General features: G+C 69.2%; 17 protein-coding genes. 10 read left to right on the top strand and 7 right to left on the bottom strand.

Annotated elements, in window-relative coordinates; translation table 11 throughout:
- Positions 1 to 35: 35 nt before the first annotated feature.
- The 4 genes from ACZ5Z2_RS06070 to ACZ5Z2_RS06055 all read left to right on the top strand — a co-directional run bounded on the left by ACZ5Z2_RS06070 (position 36) and on the right by ACZ5Z2_RS06055 (position 4,084).
- Entirely contained in the window at positions 36 to 953 is a 918-nt protein-coding gene (locus tag ACZ5Z2_RS06070; protein WP_464761054.1) for a class I fructose-bisphosphate aldolase, read from the top strand.
- A 155-nt stretch (positions 954 to 1,108) separates the two neighbouring features.
- Positions 1,109 to 2,326, top strand: a complete 1,218-nt coding sequence (locus tag ACZ5Z2_RS06065) for an amidohydrolase family protein (protein WP_464761053.1) — start codon at positions 1,109 to 1,111, stop codon at positions 2,324 to 2,326.
- Positions 2,323 to 3,126, top strand: a complete 804-nt coding sequence (gene agaR / locus ACZ5Z2_RS06060; protein ID WP_464761052.1) for a transcriptional repressor AgaR — start codon at positions 2,323 to 2,325, stop codon at positions 3,124 to 3,126. Before ACZ5Z2_RS06065 ends, agaR begins: the two co-directional genes overlap by 4 nt.
- Before the next feature lie 112 nt (positions 3,127 to 3,238).
- Positions 3,239 to 4,084 (top strand): DoxX family membrane protein, encoded by an 846-nt coding sequence (locus tag ACZ5Z2_RS06055; RefSeq protein WP_464761051.1) that lies wholly within the window; start codon positions 3,239 to 3,241, stop codon positions 4,082 to 4,084.
- Between the two features lie 73 nt (positions 4,085 to 4,157).
- On the opposite strand, the gene ACZ5Z2_RS06050 is transcribed toward ACZ5Z2_RS06055, so the two are convergent.
- Positions 4,158 to 6,977, bottom strand: coding sequence for a S8 family serine peptidase (locus ACZ5Z2_RS06050; protein ID WP_464761050.1), 2,820 nt, complete (start codon positions 6,975 to 6,977; stop codon positions 4,158 to 4,160).
- A gap of 209 nt (positions 6,978 to 7,186) precedes the next feature.
- On the opposite strand from ACZ5Z2_RS06050, the gene ACZ5Z2_RS06045 reads away from it, so the two are divergent.
- From ACZ5Z2_RS06045 to ACZ5Z2_RS06035, 3 genes are all read left to right on the top strand, one after another.
- The gene (locus ACZ5Z2_RS06045; RefSeq protein ID WP_464761049.1) at positions 7,187 to 8,371 is read left to right on the top strand and encodes a thiolase family protein; all 1,185 of its coding nucleotides are present in this window, start codon (positions 7,187 to 7,189) and stop codon (positions 8,369 to 8,371) included.
- A 131-nt stretch (positions 8,372 to 8,502) separates the two neighbouring features.
- On the top strand, positions 8,503 to 8,874 hold the full coding sequence (locus ACZ5Z2_RS06040; protein ID WP_464761048.1) for a hypothetical protein: 372 nt from the start codon (positions 8,503 to 8,505) through the stop codon (positions 8,872 to 8,874).
- Positions 8,875 to 9,090: 216 nt separating this feature from the next.
- The gene (locus ACZ5Z2_RS06035; protein ID WP_464761047.1) at positions 9,091 to 10,698 is read left to right on the top strand and encodes a carboxyl transferase domain-containing protein; all 1,608 of its coding nucleotides are present in this window, start codon (positions 9,091 to 9,093) and stop codon (positions 10,696 to 10,698) included.
- A 4-nt stretch (positions 10,699 to 10,702) separates the two neighbouring features.
- Here ACZ5Z2_RS06035 and ACZ5Z2_RS06030 read toward each other — a convergent pair whose 3' ends face one another.
- From ACZ5Z2_RS06030 to ACZ5Z2_RS06020, 3 genes are read right to left on the bottom strand one after another with little or no spacing between them, the layout of a single operon-like run.
- Positions 10,703 to 11,047, bottom strand: a complete 345-nt coding sequence (locus tag ACZ5Z2_RS06030; RefSeq protein WP_464761046.1) for a DUF6587 family protein — start codon at positions 11,045 to 11,047, stop codon at positions 10,703 to 10,705.
- Complete coding sequence (feoB, locus tag ACZ5Z2_RS06025) at positions 11,044 to 12,879, bottom strand: ferrous iron transporter B (RefSeq protein WP_464761045.1); 1,836 nt, start codon at positions 12,877 to 12,879, stop codon at positions 11,044 to 11,046. Before feoB ends, ACZ5Z2_RS06030 begins: the two co-directional genes overlap by 4 nt.
- The gene (locus ACZ5Z2_RS06020) at positions 12,876 to 13,118 is read right to left on the bottom strand and encodes a FeoA family protein (protein ID WP_464761044.1); all 243 of its coding nucleotides are present in this window, start codon (positions 13,116 to 13,118) and stop codon (positions 12,876 to 12,878) included. The genes feoB and ACZ5Z2_RS06020 overlap by 4 nt, the downstream gene beginning before the upstream one ends.
- Before the next feature lie 121 nt (positions 13,119 to 13,239).
- Here ACZ5Z2_RS06020 and ACZ5Z2_RS06015 point away from each other — a divergent pair, with 121 nt between their 5' ends.
- From ACZ5Z2_RS06015 to ACZ5Z2_RS06005, 3 genes are all read left to right on the top strand, one after another.
- Positions 13,240 to 14,031 carry an enoyl-CoA hydratase-related protein gene (locus ACZ5Z2_RS06015; RefSeq protein WP_464761043.1) on the top strand — a complete coding sequence of 264 codons (792 nt, stop codon included), beginning with the start codon at positions 13,240 to 13,242 and terminating at the stop codon, positions 14,029 to 14,031.
- An 89-nt stretch (positions 14,032 to 14,120) separates the two neighbouring features.
- Entirely contained in the window at positions 14,121 to 16,109 is a 1,989-nt protein-coding gene (locus ACZ5Z2_RS06010; protein WP_464761042.1) for an acetyl/propionyl/methylcrotonyl-CoA carboxylase subunit alpha, read from the top strand.
- Between the two features lie 134 nt (positions 16,110 to 16,243).
- Positions 16,244 to 17,143 (top strand): hydroxymethylglutaryl-CoA lyase, encoded by a 900-nt coding sequence (locus tag ACZ5Z2_RS06005; RefSeq protein WP_464761041.1) that lies wholly within the window; start codon positions 16,244 to 16,246, stop codon positions 17,141 to 17,143.
- A 19-nt stretch (positions 17,144 to 17,162) separates the two neighbouring features.
- On the opposite strand, the gene ACZ5Z2_RS06000 is transcribed toward ACZ5Z2_RS06005, so the two are convergent.
- From ACZ5Z2_RS06000 to ACZ5Z2_RS05990, 3 genes are read right to left on the bottom strand one after another with little or no spacing between them, the layout of a single operon-like run.
- On the bottom strand, positions 17,163 to 17,486 hold the full coding sequence (locus ACZ5Z2_RS06000) for a hypothetical protein (RefSeq protein ID WP_464761040.1): 324 nt from the start codon (positions 17,484 to 17,486) through the stop codon (positions 17,163 to 17,165).
- The gene (locus ACZ5Z2_RS05995) at positions 17,483 to 18,055 is read right to left on the bottom strand and encodes an RNA polymerase sigma factor (RefSeq protein ID WP_464761039.1); all 573 of its coding nucleotides are present in this window, start codon (positions 18,053 to 18,055) and stop codon (positions 17,483 to 17,485) included. The genes ACZ5Z2_RS06000 and ACZ5Z2_RS05995 overlap by 4 nt, the downstream gene beginning before the upstream one ends.
- A complete protein-coding gene (locus ACZ5Z2_RS05990; RefSeq protein WP_464761038.1) occupies positions 18,048 to 18,416 on the bottom strand; it encodes a DUF6249 domain-containing protein in 369 nt (122 codons plus the stop codon). The genes ACZ5Z2_RS05995 and ACZ5Z2_RS05990 overlap by 8 nt, the downstream gene beginning before the upstream one ends.
- Positions 18,417 to 18,432 lie beyond the last annotated feature (16 nt).

The raw sequence follows: 18,432 nt of genomic DNA, 5'->3' as shown, positions 1-18,432 counted from the left end.
TGAAGCCATTCGTCCACCAGTGCAGCCTAGGCGAAATGAATCAGAACTTACAAGTCCCTTCGCAAGCTTCCGAAAAGTTCTCCAGACTGCCGCTCTCGCACGGCAAGCGCACGCGCCTGTGGCGCCTTCTGTACGGCCACGGCCCGAAGAACGGCAGCCTGCTGGTGCTGCCGCTGGATCAGGGCCTGGAGCACGGCCCCACCGATTTCTTTCCCCATCCGCCCGCCGTGGATCCCGGCTACCAATTCGAGATGGCCGCAGCGGGCGGCTTTTCCGCCATCGCGCTGGGCATCGGCCTGGCCGAGAAGTACATGACCGAGTACTGCGGCCGCGTGCCGCTGATCCTCAAGCTCAACGGCAAGACCAACATCCCCAGCGACGCCGAGGCCACCTCGCCGCTGTTCGCCTCGGTGGAGGACGCGGTGCGCCTCGGCGCCGACGCCGTGGGCTACACCATGTACGTGGGCTCGCCGCGCCAGGACGACGAGTTCCGCCAGTTCGGGAAGGTGCGCCAGGATTGCGAGCGCTACGGCATGCCGCTGGTGGTGTGGTCGTACCCGCGCGGCAGCGCGGTCAACGCTAAGGGCGGCACCAATACGCTCTATGCGCAGGACTACGCCGCGCGCGTGGCGCTGGAAATGGGCGCCGACCTGGTGAAGCTGCACGAACCGAACGACAGCGTGGCCAACGTGCCGGCGCCGTACGACAAGCTGCAGGAAGACTCCGCCGCCCGCTGCGCCCGCGTGGTGCGCTCGGCCGGCAGCACCATGGTGCTGTTCTCCGGCGGCGAGAAGAACGACGACGACGCGGCCGTGCTGCGCAAGGTGGAGCACTACATGCAGAGCGGCGCCACTGGCGTGATGTTCGGCCGCAACATGTGGCTGCGCCCGTTCGACCAGGCGGTGAACCTGGTACGCCAAGTGCACGGCATCATGGCGAAGTATCCGCGCTGAGCCTTGAACTCCCTCTCCCCTCCGGGGAGAGGGCTGGGGTGAGGGGCCGGACTTGAGGTGCGCTTCCGACGAAACGGCTTGCACTAGCATCGTCTCTCGCAAGCCCCGCCCCTCACCTCGATCCTCTCCCCGGAGGGGAGAGGAAGATGAAAAACATGCCCCATCAGAAATCCTGCCTCTGCTGCGCTCCGCCCACCGGCGCCGGTACCGTGCGCATCGAAGGCAGCGGCAAGAACCCGCTGCGGACGGCGCGCGACGACAGCAAGGGCGAGCTGCGCCTCAGGGATTTCAAGCCGCGCAGCATGCTGCGCGTGCCGCAGACGCGCGTCGAGCGCCCGCGCTTCCCGGTGATCGACGTGCATGCCCACCTCACCTGGTCGAAGAACGTGCGCAGCGGCGTGTCGGTGGGTGAGGAGATCACCGTATTCGCCACGCCGGAGGAACTGCTGCCGGTGATGGATCGCAAGGGCGTACGCACCCTGGTGAACCTCACCGGCGGCGTCGGCAAGGGGCTGGAGGAAAGCATCCGGCTGTTCGACCAGGCCGCGCCCGGGCGCTTCCTCACGCTCACCGAACCCTCGTTCGCGCTGTTCCCCGAAGCGGACTACCCGCAACGCCAGGCCGACGCGATCGCACACGCGCATCGTGCGGGCGCACGTGGGCTGAAGCTGCTGAAGACGCTGGGCCTGTACCTGCGCGAAGGCATCGACGAAGGCCCGCTGGTTGGCGTGGACGACCGCCGCTTCGACCTGATGTGGGAAGCCTGTGCTGGCCTTGATATGCCAGTTTTTCTGCACGTCTCCGACCCCGAGGCATTCTTCCTGCCCACCGACGGCGAGAACGAACGCTATGAGGAACTGGCCAACCACCCGGACTGGTCATTCTACGGCCCCGAGTTCCCCAGCCATGCGGAACTGATCGCCGCGCGCGACCGCATGATCGCGCGCCACCCGAACACCACCTTCGTGCTTCTGCACGTGGGCAACAACGCGGAGAACCTGGCCGCCGTCGAATCCTGCCTGGCGCGCTTCCCCAACACGATGGTGGACATCAGCGCGCGCATCGGCGAGCTGGGCCGCCAGCCGCGCATCGCGCAGCGCTTCTTTGACCGCTGGCAGGACCGCATCCTGTTCGGCACCGACGCGGTGCCTTCGCCGTGGGGCGACGACGTGCCGCAGCAGCTGTTCGGCGATGCGCTGTACGAGACCTACTACCGCTTCCTCGAAACCGAGGACGAATACTTCGACTACGCGCCCGCGGACGTGCCGCCGCAGGGGCGCTGGTCGATCTACGGCCTGAAGCTGCCGGACGCGGTGCTGCGCAAGGTCTACCATGACAACGCCGCCCGACTCCTGCAGATTCCCGCCGCATGAGCAAAGCATCCGCCGCCAAGCCCCGCCACCGCCTGCTGCTCGGCGAACGCCGCCGCCTGATCGTGGAACACGTGGAGGAACACGGCCGCGCCACGGTGGAGGAACTGGCGAAGAAGTTCCACACCTCCGCCGTCACCATCCGCGCCGACCTCGAGGCCTTGGCCAACGCCTCGGCCATCGTGCGCTCGCACGGCGGCGCGCTGCCGGTGGTGCCGGTGAGCAGCGACATCCCGCTCAACATCAAGGAAACCCGCCACCACGCACAGAAGCTGCGCATCGGACAGGCGGCGGCGGCGATGATCCGCGACGGCGAGACCATCATCCTCGATTCCGGCTCCACCACGGTGGAGATCGCACGGCAGATCCGCCAGCGCAAGTTCGAATCGCTTACCGTGATCACCAACGCGCTGAACATCGCGCTGGAGCTGTCGGGCCTGCCCAACGTCCGCGTGATGATGCTGGGCGGCCTGCTGCGCCAGACCTCCTACTCGCTGGTCGGCCCCGATGCGGAGCACGCGCTGGCCAAGCTCTCCGCCGACCGGCTGTTCCTCGGCGTGGACGGCCTCGATCCCGAGGTGGGCGTGACCACGCCCGACCCGCTGGAATCCGCGCTCAACGCGCTGATGATCCGGGTGGCGCGGCAGACCGTCGCCGTCTGCGACTCCAGCAAGCTGGGCCAGCGCAGCCTGTCGGTGATCGCGCCGGTGCGCCAGTTGCACAAGGTGATCAGCGACAACGGCGCGCCAGCCGAGACGGTCGAAGCGTTGCGCAACGCCGGCGTGCAGGTCGAGCTGGCGTAGCAGCCGGCCTCCCCTTGCGCGCGCGGTTGTCCGGGCGGGGCAGCCCGACTACGCTCGGCAGCTTGTGCTCGCGCAGCTCGGCAAGGGGTTGATGATGGACGCAGCATCCGTTGTGAACGGTACGAGCGCACGCGTGCGGCTGGCGGCCTGCCTTGCCGTCGGCGCCAGCGGCGCCATTGCGCGCAGGGCCGGCCCCGGCCGGGTGCTGCTGGGACTGGTCATGATCGCGCTGGGTCTGCGCGGACTGGCGTTCGGCGATTTCGCCGGCGTCTGGCAACGCATCCCGATCGCCCATCTGCCCGCGCACGACGCCTTCGTCTACCTCGCGGCGCTGGTCGAGTTGGCGACCGGCCTGGGCATCCTGGTTCCCCGCGTCGCCAAGGCTTCCGCAGCCACGATGTCGGCGTTCGCGCTGCTGTGGATGGTGCTGCTGAAATTCCCGGCCATCCTCTACGCGCCCTCGATGGAGGCCGTCTGGCTGGGCGCGGGCGAGATCGCGGTGATCCTGGCCGGCGCGTGGATCGTCTTCGCCAGCTTGTCAGCCCCCGGTGGGCGCTTCCTTGCGGGTCGCAACGGCATCCGCAACGCACGGCTGCTATTCGTGCTGGCGCTGCCGACCATCGGCCTTTCGCATTTCGTCTATGCCGACATCACGGCGGGGTTCGTGCCGGCGTGGCTGCCGTGGCGGCACGGCTGGGCCTACCTCACCGGCGCGGGCAGCCTTGCCGCGGCCATCGGCATCCTGCTCGCATTGTGGCCGCGCCTGGCCGCCACGCTGGAAGCGGCGATGCTCGGCGTCATCACCCTGCTGGTGTGGCTGCCGCCGCTGCTGGCGCATCCGCACGACAGCGACGCGTGGTCGGCCTTCCTGATGTCCAGCGCGATCGCGGCGGGCGCCGCGGCGGTGGCGGATTCGTATCGCGGCATCGGCTGGACGGCGCGCGGCCCGCGCGCTTGAGATCGTCCATGGCGAGCGGCTGCCGGCCGGCGACGGCGATGCCGCACGGCATCGCCGCCTGGCTTCGCACGACTCAGAACGACCAGCTGTAGTTCAGCGTGGCCATCGTCGCCTGCCGGCCCTGGCCGAAATACTGGTCGTAGCCCAGCGACAGGCTGCTGCGCGGATTCATGCTCCAGTCCAGCGAAGTGCCGACCATGCCGCCGTAGCGCGACAGGCCGACGCCGCCCAGCGGCGCCCACTGGTTCACGCCGGTGAAACTGGCGTCGAACGCTTCGCCACGCAGGCCGAAGGACTGCTGCCACGCCATCCGCCCCTGCAATGCGAGGCTGCCGGCGCGGCCGAGGTGCCAGTGCCGGCTGGCGCGCAGGCCCACGCCGGCCTGCCAGCGCGCCGTGGTGAGCGCGCCGGCTTTCAGGCCGAAGCCGTCGCCGCCCACCTCGTCGAAGCCGTCGCGCTGGATCTGCGCGTACTCCAGGCTCGCATACGGCGTGATGCGCGCGCCGCCCAGCGAGAACCGGTAGCCGCTCTCGCCATAGGCCACGCCATAACGGCCGCGGCTGTCGCTGCCCACCCCGGCGTACTGGCTGCCGAGCTGCAGCTGGCGGTGCATGGTTTCCTGGTAGCTGCCGATGCCGAAGCGGCCCATCGCATACCAGTTGCCGCGCACGGTTCCGCCGTAGAGCATGCCTTCCACCGCATGGCTGAAGCCCTGGTCGGCGCTTTCGGTCAGCCGTCCCAGCCCCTGGGTGCGGCCCAGGGCGAAGCCGGCCACGCCGCTGCCGGCCACGCGGAAATCCTGTCCCACCAGCCAGCCGCTGAGGTCGTAGCCCACATTGGCGTAGCCGCTGCGCGACATGTCGCCGTGGTAGCCCAGGCCCTGCGTCCACGCGCCGATCTTCGGCGCGTCCAGCAACTGGTCGAAGCGGTTGGACAAGGCGCGCGTGCCGGCGTCGATCGCCTCGAAGGTCATCGCCGCGCTGGCCGCGTGCAGCTGGCCGGACAGGCTTTCCAGCGACTGCTGCAGGTTGGCCAGCGTAGCGGTCTGCTGCAGGGCGGCGGCGCCTTCGATGAAGCTGCTGGCGGCCGGCGAGCCGGATGCCGCGGCATGGGACAGTTGCGTGTCGATCTGCCCGAAGGCCGCATCCACGCGCTGTGCCGCGCCGTAGGAGGCCACGCTGTAGCTGGTGCCCTGCACCGCGCTCGCCTGCACCTGCTGCACGTCGAGCCAAGCCGAGGTCGCGTCGTAATTCAGCGTGGCGGTGAGCAAGGTCACGTTCGAGGCCTGGGTCAGGGCGGCAAAGGTGCCGCTGAGCCCGCCCTGGGCGACCAGCACGTCGGTATGCGAGTTCGCGGTGTAGCCCGAATTGGTGCCGGTCACGCGCAGGTTGCCCGCAATCGACGCGGTACCGGCCACGTTGAGCGTGGAGCCCAGCGACAGCGACAGCTGCGCGCCGGCCTGCTGCGTGTAGTTGCCGCCCACGCTGACGCTGCTGGTACCGATGGCCAGCGTGCCCGCGTTGGCGACGTTGCCGCCGATGGACGACATGCCGCTGAGGATGGCGCCGCTGCTGATGCTCGCCGCGCCAGCCAGCGACTTGGCGGTGAGCGTGCCGGCCTGCACCTGGGTCAGGCCGGTGTAGCTGGACGGCTGAGTGAGATTGAGCGTGCCGTCGCCCTGCTTGATGAGGCCGCCCGCACCGGAGATCGGGTTGTTCCAGTTCGAGCTGCCGCTGAAGCTGACGGTGACGTCGCCCCAGTTGAACTGCATCGGGCCGTTCACCGCGCGGCCCACGTCCAGTTCGCCGTAGCCGAAGGTGGGGTTGGGCTGCGAACCGCCCAGCGGGTCGGCCGTGCCCAACAGGGTCTGCCGCACCAGGTCGTTGCTGAAGTAGGGATAGGCCTGCCACACCAGCGCCGCCGCACCGGATACCTCCGGCGCGGCGAACGAGGTGCCTTCCACGATGTAGTAGGTGGGGTTGGCGGTGCTGGCGGTGGCATCCTTGTCCAGCACGATCACGTCGCCGGGCGCGGCGAGGCAGTAGTCCATCGCCGCGCCGCACTTGTTGGAATAGCCTTCCAGTTGGGTGGGGTCGTTGCTGTTGACCGCCACCGCCACCAGCCAGCCCTTGGCGAGATCCGGCGCCACGTTGGGCAGCATCGCGATGGTGCTGGGGTTGGCTTCCGAATCGTTGCCGGCGGCGAACACCACCAGGCCGCCCTGCTGGTTCACGAACGGGCTGTAGGCCTGGTCGAAGGCCTGGTTGACGCTGGTGTCGGAGGTGTCCCAGGTGATGCCGCCCCAGGAGTTGTTCATCACCTGGACGCCGGCGGCGATCAGGTCGCTGTTGACCTGGCCGAAGAACTGCGCGTCGCTGACCGTGACCGTCGACGGCGGCGTGGAGCCGTTGTCGTCCGGCGAGCTGTCCGAGATGATGCGCGCCGAAACCAGATCCGCGCCCGGCGCGATGCCGCCGGCAAATTTGTCGTATGCCGAGCCCGCGGCGATCTCCGACACCCAGGTGCCGTGGCCGACCACGTCGTCGATGTTGGTGTTGTTGCTCGACGGGTCGACGTAGATCAGCTCCTTGCTCACGCGCCCGGCCAGCGCCGGATTGCTGCGCATGATGCCGCTGTCCACGACGCCGATGGTCACGCCCGCGCCGGTGTAGCCGGCAGCGTGCGCTGCATAGGTATTGGTGAGCGAAAGCTGGGCATCCACCGGCGGCTGCGGCACGGTGCTGGACGAAGGCGGATTGGAGCCGCCCGAACCGCCGGAGCTGACCGGCGTCGGCTTGGTTCCCCCGCCGCCTCCGCAGGCGCTCAACGCCAGCGCGATCGCCACGAACAAGGCAGCCTCGCGGCAGCCGGCCCCATGCAAGTCCCTCTTCATCGTCGATGTCCCCAAGGCTGATCCGATCCGTGGCCCGGCGCGGCATCGCGGCTCGATGCGGCCGGCGCTCTGCGCGAGTTTGGCACAAGCGTACGGCGGCGGATCATGCAAGAACGTACGTCGGATCGTTTGCCGGCCCGGGGCGGGGACTGCGATAATCCCCGTTCTACCTCGGGCCATTCATGCCCACACGTTCAGTGGAGATCCCCATGTCCGACGTCAGTGTCGTCATCGCCGGTGCCAAGCGCACCGCCATCGGTTCCTTCCTCGGCCAGTTCACCGGCGTGCCCACGCCCAAGCTGGGCGCCACGGCGATCCGCGCCGCGCTGGAACAGTCCGGCGTGGCGCCCGCCGACGTCGACGAAGTCATCATGGGTTGCGTGCTGCCGGCCGGCCTCGGCCAGGCGCCGGCCCGCCAGGCTTCGCTGGACGCCGACCTGCCGAAGTCCGCCGGCTGCACCACCATCAACAAGGTGTGCGGCTCGGGCATGAAGGCGATCATGCTGGGCCACGACCTCATCAAGGCCGGTTCCGTCCACGTGGTGGTGGCCGGCGGCATGGAGTCGATGACCAACGCCCCGCACCTGGTCAACGCCCGCACCGGCATCCGCTACGGCGACGGCAAGCTGGTCGACCACATGGCCTGGGACGGCCTGACCAACCCCTACGACGGCAAGGCCATGGGCGTGTTCGGCGAGCTGTGCGCCGACAAGTACCACTTCAGCCGCGAGGAGCAGGATGCGTTCGCGACCGAATCGGTGAAACGCGCCCTGGCCGCGCAGCAGTCCGGCGCGTTCGCCGGCGAGATCGTTCCGGTGACCGTGGCCGGCCGCAAGGGCGACGTGGTGGTGGATTCCGACGAGCAGCCCGGCCGCTCCGACATCGCCAAGATCCCCTCGCTGAAGCCCGCCTTCCGCAAGGAGAACGGCACCATCACCGCCGCCAGTTCCTCCAGCATCTCCGACGGCGCCGCCGCCGTGGTGCTGCTGTCGGCCGACGACGCGCACAAGCGCGGCCTCAAGCCGCTGGCGCGCATCGTCGCCCACGCCACCCACTCGCAGGAGCCGGAGTGGTTCACCACCGCGCCGGTGGCCGCGATCCAGAAGGTGCTGGACAAGGCCGGCTGGAAGGTCGCTGACGTCGACCTGTTCGAGGTCAACGAGGCGTTTGCGGTGGTGGCGATGGCCCCCATCAAGGAACTGGGCATCCCGCACGACAAGCTCAACGTCAACGGCGGCGCCTGCGCGCTGGGCCACCCGATCGGCGCCAGCGGCGCCCGCCTGGTGGTGACCCTGCTCAACGCGCTGAAAACCCGCGGCCTCAAGCGCGGCGTCGCCAGCCTGTGCATCGGCGGCGGCGAGGCCACCGCCATCGCGGTGGAACGCCTCGACTGACACCCGCTGAAAGCGCGTTGAACCCGCTGCCAACAGCGCCTGAAGCGGCGCAGCGAAAGTTATGGCGTACAACGCGGGAAAGCGCTAATAATAATCCGCCATTCGGCATTCCACGGCTAAGGAGATCCACCATGAAGTTTACGCGTACCCTTCTCGCCTCCGCGCTCGTCGCGCTGCTGGCGGCTTGCAGCAACGGCGCGCAGGATTCCGCGCAGAACGCCCAGTCGAGCGACCAGGCCCAGCAGGCATCTGCTGACCAGGCTCAGCAGGCTGCCGCCTCCACCGCTGCCGCTCCGGCTGCTGCCCCGGCCTCCACCGCCGCTGCTCCGGCTGCCGCCCCGGCCTCCACCGCCGCTGCCGCCCCCAGCGCTCCGGCCGCTGCTGCCAGCGCCGCCAGCGACGCCGCTGCCGCCGCCGGCAAGGCTGCCGACGCTGCCAAGGACGCTGCCGGCGCCGCCAAGGATGCCGCCAACAAGGCCAAGGACGCGATGAAGGGTCACTGATCCCCGTTCCGCAGTCCGGAAAAACGGCCGCCTCGCGCGGCCGTTTTTTTGTTGTGCACAATCAGTGCGTTCGTCCATGAACGCGAAAACCGAATGGACGGCCATCCTTGGCAGCACTCTTCAAGTAGAGCCGCTCCGAACCTGTTTTTGCTCACGTGGGCTCACTGCGGGGCGCTACCGGTATCATTCACCGGATCATTCCGACGGCAGCCCCGCATGAGTGTCATCGTCTCGCAGATCGACCCGCGTTCCCCCGAATTCCACGCCAGCAGCACACGCCTGCGCATACTGGCCGACGAACTGCGCAGCGAACTGGCCCGCAGCGCCGAAGGCGGCGGCGCCAAGGCGCGCGAGAAACACGTCGCCCGCGGCAAGCTGCTGCCGCGCGAGCGCATCCGCGCCCTGCTCGATCCCGGTTCGCCGTTCCTGGAGCTCTCGCCGCTGGCCGCGCACGGCATGTACGACGATGCCGCGCCGGCCGCCGGCATCATCACCGGCATCGGCCTCGTCAACGGCATCGAGGTGATGGTGGTCGCCAACGATGCCACGGTGAAGGGCGGCACCTATTTCCCGATGACGGTGAAGAAGCACCTGCGCGCACAGGAAGTGGCGCTGGAAAACCGTCTGCCTTGCGTCTATCTGGTCGATTCCGGCGGCGCCTTCCTGCCGCTGCAGGACGAGGTGTTCCCGGACAAGGAGCACTTCGGCCGCATCTTCTACAACCAGGCGCGCATGTCGGGCCTGGGCATCCCGCAGATCGCGGTGGTGATGGGCTCATGCACCGCCGGCGGCGCCTACGTGCCGGCGATGAGCGACGAGACCATCATCGTGCGCGAACAGGGCACCATCTTCCTGGGCGGCCCGCCGCTGGTGAAGGCCGCCACCGGCGAGGTGGTCGATGCGGAAACGCTGGGCGGCGCGGACGTCCATACGTCCATCTCCGGCGTGGCGGATCATTACGCCGAGAACGATGCCCACGCGCTGAGCATCGCGCGCGACATCGTCGCCAGCCTCAACCGGAAGAAAACCATGCCGCTGGCGCTGCGCGAACCGGCGGAGCCGAAGTACCCCGCCGAGGAACTGTACGGCGTGATCCCGGAGGACACCCGCCGCCCGTTCGACATCCGCGAGGTGATCGCGCGCATCGTCGACGGCTCCGAGTTCCACGAGTTCAAGGCGCGCTACGGCAAGACCCTGGTCTGCGGCTTCGCGCACATCCACGGCTACCCGGTGGGCATCGTCGCCAACAACGGCATCCTGTTTGCCGAGAGCGCGCTGAAGGGCGCGCACTTCATCGAGCTGTGCAACCAGCGCAACGTGCCGCTGGTGTTCCTGCAGAACATCACCGGCTTCATGGTGGGCAAGAAGTACGAGCAGGCCGGCATCGCCAAGGACGGCGCGAAGATGGTCACCGCCGTCGCCTGCTCGCACGTGCCCAAGTTCACCGTGGTGATCGGCGGCAGCTTCGGCGCCGGCAACTACGCGATGTGCGGCCGCGCCTACGGCGCCCGCTTCCTGTGGATGTGGCCGAACGCGCGGATCAGCGTGATGGGCGGCGAGCAGGCCGCCTCGGTGCTGGCCACGGTGAAGCGCGACGGCATCGAGGCCGCCGGCAAGTCGTGGAGCGCGCAAGAAGAGGATGCCTTCAAGGCGCCGATCCGCGAGCAGTACGAGCGCCAGGGCCACCCTTACTACGCCAGCGCGCGGCTGTGGGACGACGGTATCATCGATCCGACCGACACCCGCCGCGTGCTGGGCTTGGCGATCTCGGCCTCGATGAACGCGCCGATCGAGCCGCAACGCTACGGCGTGTTCCGGATGTAGTGAATCAGCGTCCGCGCGGGCGGAAGTGCAGCGGCATGGGCTCCACGGCCATGCGTGCCTGCCCGGACGAATCCGGCCCTTTCGGCGTAATCGAAACCGTCATCGGCTTCTTCGGCCCGCAAGCGCCGCAGGTGCTGCAGCCGTCACTGCAATCGCCGGTGCCCTGCTTCGGCTGTACCCGTCGCGCCAGCGCCTTCAGCACGCGCGAGTCGCTACGCGACAAACGGATCGAGGCCGCCGCCAGCCAGCGGCTGGTGAGCTGCGGCGCCAGCTTGCGGAACACCACCAGCACGCTGATCGCCACGACCAGGGCGAGCACGATGTACTGGATCAGCAGGCCCATGCTCATGCCAGTGCGCTCGCGAGCTGGTAGACGAGGAAGGATGCCGCGTAGGCCATCACGAACTGGTAGCCGAACGAAACCACCACGTTGCGCCATTCCCCGGTCTCGCGCTTGATCACCGCCAGCGTGGACATGCACTGCGGCGCGTAGGCGAACCACACCAGCAACGACAGCGCCGAAGCCAGCGACACGTGCGACGCCAATGCCGGCGCGAGCTGGCCCGCGTCGCCACCTACCGCGTACACCGTGGCCAGCGCGGCCACCGCCGTTTCGCGCGCGGCGAAGGCGGGGATCAGCGCCAGGCTCATCTGCCAGTTGAAGCCGATCGGCGCGAACGGATACGCCAGCCAATGGCCGAGGTGGCCGGCGAAGCTGTAGTCGATCGCCGGCCCGGTGGCGCCCGCCGGTGGCGCAGGGAAGCTGGACAGCGCCCACATCAGCACGGTCAGCGCGAGGATCACGCCGGTCAGCCGCTTCAGGAAGATCATACCGCGCTCGTACAGGCCGATCGCCACGTCACGCGCCTTGGGCAGCCGGTACGAGGGCAGTTCCATCAGCAGCGCGTGGTCGCCCTGGTCGCGGCGGATGCGCTTCATCACCCAGCCCACCAGCATGGCGCCGAGGATGCCCGCGAGGTACAGCGCGAACAGCACCAGCCCCTGCAGGTTGAACAGGCCGAACACGCGGTGCGCCGGGATGAAGGCGCCGATCAGCAAGGCATACACCGGCAGGCGCGCCGAGCAGGTCATCAGCGGCGCCACCAGGATGGTGGCGAGGCGGTCGCGCGGATCGGTGATCGAACGCGTGCCCATGATGCCGGGGATGGCGCAGGCGAAGCTGGACAGCAGCGGGATGAAGGAGCGCCCGGTCAGCCCCACCGACAGCATCAGCCGATCCAGCAGGAAGGCCGCGCGCGGCAGGTAGCCGGACTCCTCCAGCACGAGGATGAAGAAGAACAGCACCAGGATCTCGGGCATGAAGCCAAGCACCGTGCCCAGGCCGGTGAAGATGCCGTCGTTGATCAGCCCCTGCAGCGGCCCCGCCGGCAGCGATGCGGCGACATGTTCGCCGAGCCAGCCGAAGCCGTCGCCGATCAGGTCGGTCATCGGCTTGCCGGCCGCATACACCGCCTGGAACACCAGGAACATCACCACCGCGAGGATGACCAGGCCGAACACCGGATGCAGCGCCCAGTGGTCAAGCGTGTCGTCCAGCGCCGCCGTCTGGCGCGGCATGCGTACGGTGTCGGCGAGCAATGCACGCACTTCCGCATGCAGGTCGGCGCGGCTCGCGGCATCGTCGGGCTGCGCCGGAGCGGGCAGCGGCAGTTCGCCGTCCACGCGCTCCACCAATGCCTGCGCGCCGCCGCGCTTCACCGCGACGGTCTCCACCACCGGCAGGCCGAGTCGGCGCGACAGCTCCGGCACGTCGATGGCGATGCCGCGGCGGCGCGCCGCATCCATCATGTTCAGCGCCAGCACCACCGGGCGGCCCAGCCGGCGCACCTCCAGCAGGAAGCGCAGGTGCAGGCGCAGGTTGGTGGCGTCGGCCACGCAGACGATCAGGTCGGGCGCGGCCTCGCCGGGATAGTTGCCCTGCAGCACGTCGCGGGTGATCTGCTCGTCGGGGCTGACCGCGTCGAAGCTGTACGCGCCGGGCAGGTCGAGTATCTGCAGCATGCGCCCCGACGGCGCCACGAAGCGTCCTTCCTTGCGCTCGATGGTGACGCCGGCGTAGTTGGCCACCTTCTGCCGGCCGCCGGTGAGCAGGTTGAACAGCGCGGTCTTGCCGCAGTTCGGGTTGCCCACGAGGGCGATGCGCAGGGCGTCGGCGCTCATGCCGCCTCCGGGCGCACGTTGACGCGCGCGGCTTCGACACGGCGCAAGGCGAAGCGCGTGAAGCCGATCTGGATCAGCAGCGGGTCGGCGCCCAGCGGCGCACGCGCCACCACGCGCACCGGCTCGCCGTCGACGAAACCGAGGTCGCGCAGGCGCTGCGCCACCACATCGTCCGCGTGCGCGTCGTCCACGCGATCCACCACGGCGGGGGTACCCTTCGGCAAGTCGGACAAGCGCACGTTCGATCCGAACCAAATAAGAATTGTTCGCATTGTAGCCACATTCCGCCGGCACTGCAGCTTGACGTCCCCGATGCCGTGCGGGATTTAAGATGCGGACATTTCCGCGAAGGACACCCCGATGACAGCCCTGGTGCAGATCACCGACCACGCCGGCGTGCGCACGCTCGCCATGCACCGCCCCGAAGTGCACAACGCATTCCACGACGCGCTGATCGCCGAGCTGGCCGCGGCCATCGAGGTCGCCGGCCAGGATCGCGCCGTGCACGCCGTGGTGCTCACCGGCAGCGGCGCCAGCTTCTCCGCGGGCGCCGATCTCAACTGGATGCGCGGCATGGCCAAGGCCAGCAAGCTGGCGAACCGCGACGATTCGCTGCGCCTGGCGCGCCTGATGCGCAGCCTGCAGTTCTGCCCCAAGCCCACCGTGGCGCGCGTCAACGGCTCGGCCTACGGCGGCGGCCTGGGCCTGATCGCCTGCTGCGACATCGCCATCGGCACCGACGGCGCGAAGTTCGGCTTCACCGAAGTGAAGATGGGCCTGGTGCCCGCCGTGATCTCGCCCTACGTGATCGCCGCCATCGGCCTGCGCCAGGCGCGCCGGCTGTTCCTCACCGGCGAGCTGTTCGACGCCGCCGAGGCGCAGCGCATCGGCCTGCTGCACAAGGTCGTCGCGCCGGACGACCTGGACGAAGCGGTGGCGTTCACGCTGAAGATGCTGTCCAAGGCCGGCCCCGAGGCGCTGCGCGAAGCCAAGCGTCTCGCCTTCCGCGTGGGCGGGCTGGACGAGCATGCCGCCGAGCACACCGACCAGCGCAACGCCGAGCTGATCGCCCAGTTGCGCGTGTCGCCGGAAGGCCAGGAAGGGCTCACCGCCTTCCTCGACAAGCGGCCGCCCGCATGGAGCGCGGGCTGACCCGCCATGCTGCGCTGCGCATCGGCGCGCGGCGGCGCATCTGCTAATTTTCCGAGGCTTTGCATCGCCATCCGGGCCAAGGAAACCGCATGTTCGAACGCGTACTGATCGCCAACCGCGGCGAGATCGCCTGCCGCGTGATCCGCACCTGCCGCCGGTTGGGCATCCGCAGCATCGCCGTGTACTCGGAGGCGGATCGCGACGCGCAGCACGTGCGCCTCGCCGACGAAGCCTGGCCGATCGGCGGCCCGCGCCCATCGGAGTCCTACCTGCGCATCGATGCCATCCTCGACGCGGCGAAGCAGAGCGGCGCGCAGGCCATCCATCCCGGCTACGGCTTCCTGTCCGAGAACACCGCGTTCTCGCGCGCCTGCAAGGAAGCCGGCATCGTGTTCATCGGCCCCGATCCCGAAAGCATCGAGGCGATGGGCTCCAAGTCCGCCGCCAAGCAGCTGATGGCGAAGCACGCCGTGCCGCTGGTGCCCGGCTACAGCGGCGACAACCAGGACAACGCCTTCCTCGCCGGACAGGCGCACGCCATCGGCTATCCGCTGATCATCAAGCCCTCGGCGGGCGGCGGCGGCAAGGGCATGCAGATCGTGCGCAGCGACGCGGAATTTCCCGAAGCGCTCGCCACCGCGCAGCGCGTGGCGCAGGCCGCGTTCGGCGACGCCAGCATGCTGCTGGAGCGCTACGTCGAGCACCCGCGCCACATCGAGTTCCAGGTCTTCGGCGACCGCCACGGCCACGTGATCCACCTCGACGAACGCGAATGCTCGGCGCAGCGCCGCTACCAGAAGGTGCTGGAGGAAACGCCCTCGCCCTTCCTCACCCCCGAGACGCGCGCCGCGATGGGCGCCGCCGCGGTGGCCGCGGCCAGGGCGGTGAACTACGTGGGCGCGGGCACGGTGGAATTCATCGTGGGGCCGCAGGGCGATTTCCACTTCATGGAGATGAACACGCGCCTCCAGGTGGAGCACCCGGTCACCGAACTCACCCACGACATCGACCTGGTCGAATGGCAACTGCGCATCGCAGACGGCGAAGCGCTGCCGCTCACGCAGGAACAGGTCGCCTCGCACGGCCACGCCATCGAGGTGCGCCTGTACGCGGAAGACCCCGAGCAGAACTTCCTGCCCGGCTCCGGCAAGCTGCACATGCTGCGCCTGCCCGCGCCCTCGCGCCACGTGCGCATCGACGGCGGCGTGGCGCAGGGCGACACGGTGACGATCTTCTACGACCCGATGATCGCCAAGCTGATCGTGTGGGACGCTGATCGCCCGCAGGCCCTGCAGCGCCTGCGCGAGGCGCTGGCCGAATGCGAGATCGAAGGCCCGAAATCCAACGTCGCCTTCCTCGAACGGCTGGCACGGCATCCGGCCATCGTCGAGGCGCACATCGACACCGGCTACCTCGACCGCCACCTCGACGAGTTCGTCACCGGCCACGGCGAACCCGACGCACGCACGCTGTTCGCCGCCGCCACCGCCGCACTGCTGCACAACGAGGCACACGTCGCGGCGAACCCCGCCGATCCGCATTCGCCGTGGGCCAGTGCCGATGCGTGGCGCGTGGGCCATGCCGGCAAGCGCCTCGTGGCGCTGGCGCGTGGCGAGGCGCGCTACGAAATCGAGGCCCACGGCCACGCCGGCGACTACCGCCTGCGGTGCGGCGACGACACTTGTGAAGTGCGCGGCGCACGCCTCGACGGCGACGCGCTCAGCGCCCGCTTCGATGGCGAAGCCGTCCGCTTCGCGCTGCGCGGCAACGCCCATCGCGTGCTGCTGCACGACGCCGACGGCCGCCGCTGGCGCCTCGACCGCGCGGCCGCCTACGCCTGGGCGTCGAAGGACAGCGCCGGCGGCAACCAGGTCGTCGCGCCGATGCCAGGCCGCATCGTGCTGGTGAAGGCCAAGGCCGGCGACAGCGTCGAGGAAGGCCAGGAACTGCTGGTGATGGAGGCGATGAAGATGGAGCTGGCCTTGAAGGCGCCGCGCGCCGGCACCATCGAGAGCGTCAACGCCAGCCAGGGCGACTTCGTCGAAGCCGACGCCGTACTGGTGCGCTTCGCCGACTGACGCTCGAAGCCCCTCTCCCTCCGGGAGAGGGGGTGGGGTGAGGGTTCGGCTGAAACGCAACGCTTCGCCCGCACCTTCATCCACCCTTCGGACACCGTCTCCCGGAGGGAGAAGGAAATCCACTGGAGCCTGCCATGACCGCATCCAACCACGTCCGCATCGTCGAAGTCGGCGCCCGCGACGGCCTGCAGAACGAGAAGACCCTGCTGCCGGCCGAGGTGAAGATCGCGCTGATCGATCGGCTCTCCTCCACCGGCCTTGCGACCATCGAGGCCACCAGCTTCGTCAGCCCGAAATGGGTGCCGCAGCTCGCCGACGCGGCGGAGGTGTTCCACGGCATCCGCAAGGTGCCGGGCGTGAGCTATCCGGTGCTGGTGCCGAATCTGCAGGGCTACGAACGCGCGCGCGAAGTCGGCGCCGGCGAGGTCGCCGTGTTCACCGCCGCCAGCGAGGCGTTCAACCGCAAGAACATCAACGCCAGCATCGACGAATCCATCGAGCGCTTCGTGCCGGTGCTGGAGCGCGCGAAGGCCGACGGCGTGGCGGTGCGCGGCTACGTCTCAACCGTGCTCGGCTGCCCCTACCAGGGCGAAGTGCCGGTACGCGACGTGGTGCGCGTGGCGCAGCGGCTGCACGCGCTCGGCTGCCACGAGATCTCGCTGGGCGACACCATCGGCGTGGGCACGCCCGCGAAGGCGCGCGCGATGCTGCACGCGGTGGCGCAGGAAGTGCCGATGGCGGCGCTGGCCGTGCATTTCCACGACACCTACGGCCAGGCGCTGGCGAACATCCTCGCCTGCCTCGAGGAAGGCGTGCGCGTGGTGGACAGCGCCGTCTCCGGCACCGGCGGCTGTCCGTATGCGAAAGGGGCGACGGGCAACGTGGCCAGCGAGGACGTGGTCTACATGCTGCACGGCATGGGCATGGAGACGGGCGTCGACCTCGACCTGCTCATCGCCACCGGCGCCTGGCTGGCCGCGCAGTTGCACAAGGACACCGCCAGCCGCGTCACGCGGGCGCGCACGGCGGCGTGACGCGCGGCCTGACGGCAGTTCAACGTTCGCCGGCTTCGAACACGCCCCACCCGCAGGCCAGCAGCGACATGCCGGCCACCGCCAGCAACAGCACGACCGCCGGCGCCGACCAGTCGCCGCGCAGCCAGTCGTGCCAGCCGGCATGCAGCAGCGGCGAACGCAGCAGGCTCAACGAGCCGGCGACCGCCCCGGCCAGGAAGCCGCCCCACAGCGGCCAGGCGACGCGGCGCCGGCGTGGCGGCAGCCGCCGCATCACCCGTTCGCTGAAACCCGCGTCGGGCACCGGCCCGTCGAAGCCCCGGCGCAGCAGCGCCTCGATTTGGTCGTCGTGCACGTCATTCATGATGCCCGCTCCTCCGCGTTGGTTTGCCACGCCGCCAGCCACGTCTTGAGTTTCGCCTTGCCGCGCAGCGCGTGCGTCTTCACCGTGCCCAGCGGCATCGCCAGCACATAGGCCGTCTCTTCGTGGCTCAGGCCCAGTTGCACGCAATGCAGCAGCACCGCCTGCTCGGCGGCGGACAGGCGCCGCATCGCGCGCTCGACGTCCAGTTGCAGGTCGACCGGCTGCGGCGATGCCGGAAACTGTTCGAGTTCGCCCTCGCCGGTTTCGGCGGCGGCCAAGGGCCGCTTGCGCCATGCCTGCAGGAAACAACTGTAGGCGATGCGGTAGAGCCAGGTCGAAAAGCGCGACTCGCCGCGGAACTGGTCGAGCTTGCGCCATGCCAGCAGGAAGGTTTCCTGCGCCAGGTCGTCGGCCGTGGCCTCGTCGCCGCGCAGCAGCCGGCGCAGTTGCGCGCGCACCATGCCCTGATGGCGGCGCAGCAACTGCTCGAACGCCCTGCGGTCGTTGTCCAGCAGGGCGCGCGCCACCAGTGCCCGGTCGACGCGCGCCTCGGCGTCGCCGTCAGCCACGCGGGTCTTCCCGCCGGTTCAACCACCAGCTGGCGAGGTAGCCCAGGCCGGTCATCAGCGGCAGCAGGCCCAGCCCCCACAGGCTGCCGATGCTGCGTCCGCTGTCGAGCTGCCCGGGCAGCGCAAGCAGCATCGCCATCAGCCCGAGCCCGACGCCGATCAGCACCAGCGCGCGACGCCGTTCGCAATAGGCCACCTGCGGCTCCACCAGCAGCTGCGGCGGCAGCTCCACGCCCTTGTCGGCCAGTTGCATCAGGGTGCGGTAGCGCGCCTGCGTCTGCAGATAGCGGTAGCGCAGCAGGATCAGCGCGATCAGCACCGGTGCCAGCATCACGACGAGGGGGATGAAGATGAATTCCATGGGTATGCTCCTGAAG

This window comes from Rhodanobacter sp. G1 (genome assembly GCF_055397855.1).
Note: the sequence above shows the minus strand (reverse complement) of the source record. Positions and strands in the feature narration are given on the sequence as shown.

Coding starts and splice junctions, on each gene's coding strand:
- ACZ5Z2_RS06070 (WP_464761054.1), top strand. CDS start 36: ATGAATCAGAACTTACAAGTCCCTTCGCAAGCTTCCGAAAAGTTCTCC.
- ACZ5Z2_RS06065 (WP_464761053.1), top strand. CDS start 1,109: ATGCCCCATCAGAAATCCTGCCTCTGCTGCGCTCCGCCCACCGGCGCC.
- agaR (WP_464761052.1), top strand. CDS start 2,323: ATGAGCAAAGCATCCGCCGCCAAGCCCCGCCACCGCCTGCTGCTCGGC.
- ACZ5Z2_RS06050 (WP_464761050.1), bottom strand. CDS start 6,977: ATGAAGAGGGACTTGCATGGGGCCGGCTGCCGCGAGGCTGCCTTGTTC.
- ACZ5Z2_RS06045 (WP_464761049.1), top strand. CDS start 7,187: ATGTCCGACGTCAGTGTCGTCATCGCCGGTGCCAAGCGCACCGCCATC.
- ACZ5Z2_RS06040 (WP_464761048.1), top strand. CDS start 8,503: ATGAAGTTTACGCGTACCCTTCTCGCCTCCGCGCTCGTCGCGCTGCTG.
- ACZ5Z2_RS06035 (WP_464761047.1), top strand. CDS start 9,091: ATGAGTGTCATCGTCTCGCAGATCGACCCGCGTTCCCCCGAATTCCAC.
- ACZ5Z2_RS06030 (WP_464761046.1), bottom strand. CDS start 11,047: ATGAGCATGGGCCTGCTGATCCAGTACATCGTGCTCGCCCTGGTCGTG.
- feoB (WP_464761045.1), bottom strand. CDS start 12,879: ATGAGCGCCGACGCCCTGCGCATCGCCCTCGTGGGCAACCCGAACTGC.
- ACZ5Z2_RS06015 (WP_464761043.1), top strand. CDS start 13,240: ATGACAGCCCTGGTGCAGATCACCGACCACGCCGGCGTGCGCACGCTC.
- ACZ5Z2_RS06010 (WP_464761042.1), top strand. CDS start 14,121: ATGTTCGAACGCGTACTGATCGCCAACCGCGGCGAGATCGCCTGCCGC.
- ACZ5Z2_RS06005 (WP_464761041.1), top strand. CDS start 16,244: ATGACCGCATCCAACCACGTCCGCATCGTCGAAGTCGGCGCCCGCGAC.
- ACZ5Z2_RS06000 (WP_464761040.1), bottom strand. CDS start 17,486: ATGAATGACGTGCACGACGACCAAATCGAGGCGCTGCTGCGCCGGGGC.
- ACZ5Z2_RS05990 (WP_464761038.1), bottom strand. CDS start 18,416: ATGGAATTCATCTTCATCCCCCTCGTCGTGATGCTGGCACCGGTGCTG.